Origin of the sequence: Microbacterium resistens NBRC 103078 (genome assembly GCF_001552355.1) — a bacterium.
Taxonomy (GTDB): Bacteria; Actinomycetota; Actinomycetes; order Actinomycetales; family Microbacteriaceae; genus Microbacterium; species Microbacterium resistens.
In genome coordinates this window covers 1-5,430 of sequence record NZ_BCRA01000173.1, presented here as the reverse complement: position 1 = coordinate 5,430, position 5,430 = coordinate 1, and the positions used below count along the sequence as shown (strand labels likewise).

Below are 5,430 nucleotides of genomic sequence, written 5' to 3'. Positions count from 1 at the left end.
AGTCCGGCGGTGTCCTACTCTCCCACAGGGTCCCCCCTGCAGTACCATCGGCGCTGTGAGGCTTAGCTTCCGGGTTCGGAATGTAACCGGGCGTTTCCCTCACGCTATGGCCGCCGAAACACTATTGATGTTTCAATCAAAACCAAGAACATGACGAGTCATGTTGTTGGGGTTCTCGACCGTACATCGAGAACCACTCAGTGGACGCGAACACCTAGAACGGTGTGTTATCAAGTCATCGGCTTATTAGTACCAGTCAGCTACACACGTTACCGTGCTTCCACATCTGGCCTATCAACCCAGTAGTCTAGCTGGGAGCCTCTCACCCGAAGGTATGGAAGTCTCATCTTGAGGCCGGCTTCCCGCTTAGATGCTTTCAGCGGTTATCCATCCCGAACGTAGCTAACCAGCGGTGCTCCTGGCGGAACAACTGGCACACCAGAGGTTCGTCCAACCCGGTCCTCTCGTACTAGGGTCAGATCCTCTCAAACTTCCTACGCGCGCAGCGGATAGGGACCGAACTGTCTCACGACGTTCTAAACCCAGCTCGCGTACCGCTTTAATGGGCGAACAGCCCAACCCTTGGGACCTACTCCAGCCCCAGGATGCGACGAGCCGACATCGAGGTGCCAAACCATGCCGTCGATATGGACTCTTGGGCAAGATCAGCCTGTTATCCCCGAGGTACCTTTTATCCGTTGAGCGACAGCGCTTCCACAAGCCACTGCCGGATCACTAGTCCCGACTTTCGTCCCTGCTCGACCTGTCAGTCTCACAGTCAAGCTCCCTTGTGCACTTACACTCGCCACCTGATTGCCAACCAGGTTGAGGGAACCTTTGGGCGCCTCCGTTACTCTTTGGGAGGCAACCGCCCCAGTTAAACTACCCACCAGGCACTGTCCCTGAACCGGATCACGGTTCGAAGTTAGATATCCAGAGTGACCAGAGTGGTATTTCAACAATGACTCCACGAACACTGGCGTGTCCGCTTCACAGTCTCCCACCTATCCTACACAAGCCACACCGAACACCAATACCAAGCTGTAGTAAAGGTCACGGGGTCTTTCCGTCCTGCTGCGCGTAACGAGCATCTTTACTCGTAATGCAATTTCGCCGAGTTCGCGGTTGAGACAGTTGGGAAGTCGTTACGCCATTCGTGCAGGTCGGAACTTACCCGACAAGGAATTTCGCTACCTTAGGATGGTTATAGTTACCACCGCCGTTTACTGGGGCTTAAATTCTGAGCTTCGCCGAAGCTAACCCGTCCTCTTAACCTTCCAGCACCGGGCAGGCGTCAGTCCGTATACATCGTCTTGCGACTTCGCACGGACCTGTGTTTTTAGTAAACAGTCGCTACCCACTAGTCTCTGCGGCCACCACACCCTTTCCCGCGCAAGGCGGTATAAGTGGATGGCCCCCCTTCTCCCGAAGTTACGGGGGCATTTTGCCGAGTTCCTTAACCACGATTCTCTCGATCTCCTTGGTATTCTCTACCTGACCACCTGAGTCGGTTTGGGGTACGGGCAGCTAGAACCTCGCGTCGATGCTTTTCTCGGCAGCATAGGATCACCCACTTTTCATCCGCATCGTGTCTCAGCCTCAATGAGTCACGGATTTGCCTATGACTCGGCCTACGCACTTGCACCAGGACAACCATCGCCTGGCTTGGGCTACCTTCCTGCGTCACACCTGTTAATACGCTAGCCGCCCCAGCATAGGGTCGTGTGCTCCACCAGCCGGTGCCACCCGAAGGTGACGATGACTGGCTTCGGACACTTAGCATTACTGGATTAGCTTGGGCGGTTCTTCGCCGGTACGGGAATATCAACCCGTTGTCCATCGACTACGCCTGTCGGCCTCGCCTTAGGTCCCGACTTACCCAGGGAAGATTAGCTTGACCCTGGAACCCTTGGTCTTCCGGAGGACGTGTTTCTCACACGTCTTTCGCTACTCATGCCTGCATTCTCACTCGTGTAGCCTCCACGGCTGGGTCACCCCGCCGCTTCACCGGCCACACGACGCTCTCCTACCCATCAACACGGCTGGACCACGAAGGCCTACCTATAAATGTCAATGCCACAACTTCGGTGGCGTGCTTGAGCCCCGTTACATTGTCGGCGCGGAATCACTTGACCAGTGAGCTATTACGCACTCTTTCAAGGGTGGCTGCTTCTAAGCCAACCTCCTGGTTGTCTAAGCAACTCCACATCCTTTCCCACTTAGCACGCGCTTAGGGACCTTAGATGGTGGTCTGGGTTGTTTCCCTCTCGACTATGAAGCTTATCCCCCACAGTCTCACTGCTGCGCTCTCACTTACCGGCATTCGGAGTTTGGCTGACGTCAGTAACCTTGTAGGGCCCATCGGCCATCCAGTAGCTCTACCTCCGGCAAGAAACACGCAACGCTGCACCTAAATGCATTTCGGAGAGAACCAGCTATCACGAAGTTTGATTGGCCTTTCACCCCTATCCACAGCTCATCCCCTCAGTTTTCAACCTAAGTGGGTTCGGCCCTCCACGACGTCTTACCGTCGCTTCAGCCTGGCCATGGATAGATCACTTCGCTTCGGGTCTAGGACACGCGACTGAATCGCCCTATTCAGACTCGCTTTCGCTACGGCTACCCCACACGGGTTAACCTCGCCACGTATCACTAACTCGCAGGCTCATTCTTCAAAAGGCACGCTGTCACCCCTACTAAGGAGGCTCCAACGGTTTGTAAGCAAACGGTTTCAGGTACTATTTCACTCCCCTCCCGGGGTACTTTTCACCTTTCCCTCACGGTACTTGTCCGCTATCGGTCATCTGGGAGTATTTAGGCTTATCAGGTGGTCCTGACAGATTCACACGGGATTTCACGGGCCCCGTGCTACTTGGGATACTCTCCACGCCATGCAAGGCATTTCGGCTACGGGGTTGGCACCCTCTATGACCGGCCTTTCAAGACCGTTCGCCTATACCTCCACGTCACGTCGGACCTTCGGCAGAAGATCCAGGAAAGTCCCACAACCCCGGGCATGCAACGCCTGCCGGCTATCACACACACCCGGTTTAGCCTCATCCGGTTTCGCTCGCCACTACTCACGGAATCACTGTTGTTTTCTCTTCCTGTGGGTACTGAGATGTTTCACTTCCCCACGTTCCCTCTACCCGCCCTATATATTCAGGCGGGAGTCACTAGGTCGGCACGCCGCCCAGCGGGGTTTCCCCATTCGGACATCCTCGGATCAAAACTCGCTTATCAGTTCCCCGAGGCTTATCGCAGATTGCTACGTCCTTCTTCGGCTCCAGATGCCAAGGCATCCACCGTTTGCTCTTAAAGACTTGAAATCACATGAGCCGACCCCGACAGGAAAATCGGGGCCGTATCTATCGTTTCGAACTCAAACCCGAAGGCCTGAGCCCTTTAAGATGCTCGCGTCCACTGTGTAGTTCTCAAAGTACGGGCGGTACCCCTCCCCATCCACCAACCGGCAGACAACGAGAGGCCCAGAGGAACGGACTCACATCCGGTCCCTCAGGACCCAACAGCGTGCATGGCACCAGACCCGCAGACCCCCACGTTCCCACACCGAAGTGCGTACTAGCAGAAACCCTTGGCCCTGACGCCTTGTCAAATGTTCCACCCATGAGCTCCCAGCGAGCCACATTCGGGCCCGATCGGGGTTCTGGACACCCGAAGGTGTCAGATGCTCCTTAGAAAGGAGGTGATCCAGCCGCACCTTCCGGTACGGCTACCTTGTTACGACTTAGTCCTAATTACCGATCCCACCTTCGACGGCTCCCTCCACAAGGGTTAGGCCACCGGCTTCAGGTGTTACCGACTTTCATGACTTGACGGGCGGTGTGTACAAGACCCGGGAACGTATTCACCGCAGCGTTGCTGATCTGCGATTACTAGCGACTCCGACTTCATGAGGTCGAGTTGCAGACCTCAATCCGAACTGGGACCGGCTTTTTGGGATTCGCTCCACCTCACGGTATTGCAGCCCTTTGTACCGGCCATTGTAGCATGCGTGAAGCCCAAGACATAAGGGGCATGATGATTTGACGTCATCCCCACCTTCCTCCGAGTTGACCCCGGCAGTATCCCATGAGTTCCCACCATAACGTGCTGGCAACATAGAACGAGGGTTGCGCTCGTTGCGGGACTTAACCCAACATCTCACGACACGAGCTGACGACAACCATGCACCACCTGTTCACGAGTGTCCAAAGAGTTGACCATTTCTGGCCCGTTCTCGTGTATGTCAAGCCTTGGTAAGGTTCTTCGCGTTGCATCGAATTAATCCGCATGCTCCGCCGCTTGTGCGGGTCCCCGTCAATTCCTTTGAGTTTTAGCCTTGCGGCCGTACTCCCCAGGCGGGGAACTTAATGCGTTAGCTGCGTCACGGAATCCGTGGAAAGGACCCCACAACTAGTTCCCAACGTTTACGGGGTGGACTACCAGGGTATCTAAGCCTGTTTGCTCCCCACCCTTTCGCTCCTCAGCGTCAGTTACGGCCCAGAGATCTGCCTTCGCCATCGGTGTTCCTCCTGATATCTGCGCATTCCACCGCTACACCAGGAATTCCAATCTCCCCTACCGCACTCTAGTCTGCCCGTACCCACTGCAGGCCCGAGGTTGAGCCTCGGGATTTCACAGCAGACGCGACAAACCGCCTACGAGCTCTTTACGCCCAATAATTCCGGATAACGCTTGCGCCCTACGTATTACCGCGGCTGCTGGCACGTAGTTAGCCGGCGCTTTTTCTGCAGGTACCGTCACTTTCGCTTCTTCCCTGCTAAAAGAGGTTTACAACCCGAAGGCCGTCATCCCTCACGCGGCGTTGCTGCATCAGGCTTCCGCCCATTGTGCAATATTCCCCACTGCTGCCTCCCGTAGGAGTCTGGGCCGTGTCTCAGTCCCAGTGTGGCCGGTCACCCTCTCAGGCCGGCTACCCGTCGACGCCTTGGTGAGCCATTACCTCACCAACAAGCTGATAGGCCGCGAGCCCATCCCAGACCGAAAAATCTTTCCAAACGTTGACCATGCGGCCACGTCTCGTATCCAGTATTAGACGCCGTTTCCAGCGCTTATCCCAGAGTCCAGGGCAGGTTGCTCACGTGTTACTCACCCGTTCGCCACTAATCCACCAGGGCAAGCCCCGGCTTCATCGTTCGACTTGCATGTGTTAAGCACGCCGCCAGCGTTCATCCTGAGCCAGGATCAAACTCTCCGTAAAGAAAAAATGCATACCCCACCGGGAAAACGGTGACGCAGCGAGTTTGAAACTGACCAAAAAGACAAAATCAACTGACTTCATCCACAGCCAACCCCAAAGGGCTGACCAATTTTGATCCAAAGGAATCTCCCCCAGCCGAAGCCGAGGCGAGGTTATTTGGCATTTGACAAGTGCACGCTGTTGAGTTCTCAAGGATCGGATGCTCC

At 55.5% G+C, this 5,430-nt stretch carries 3 rRNA genes; all 3 read right to left on the bottom strand.

The window, feature by feature from the left end:
• Position 1 precedes the first annotated feature (1 nt).
• Positions 2-118: ribosomal RNA gene (gene rrf, locus MR1_RS18405) — 5S ribosomal RNA — on the bottom strand.
• A 108-nt stretch (positions 119-226) separates the two neighbouring features.
• A 23S ribosomal RNA gene (locus MR1_RS18400) occupies positions 227-3,329 on the bottom strand.
• A 370-nt stretch (positions 3,330-3,699) separates the two neighbouring features.
• Positions 3,700-5,224 (bottom strand): 16S ribosomal RNA (locus MR1_RS18395).
• The 16S, 23S and 5S rRNA genes sit together here, the layout of an rRNA operon.
• Between the last annotated feature and the right edge of the window lie 206 nt (positions 5,225-5,430).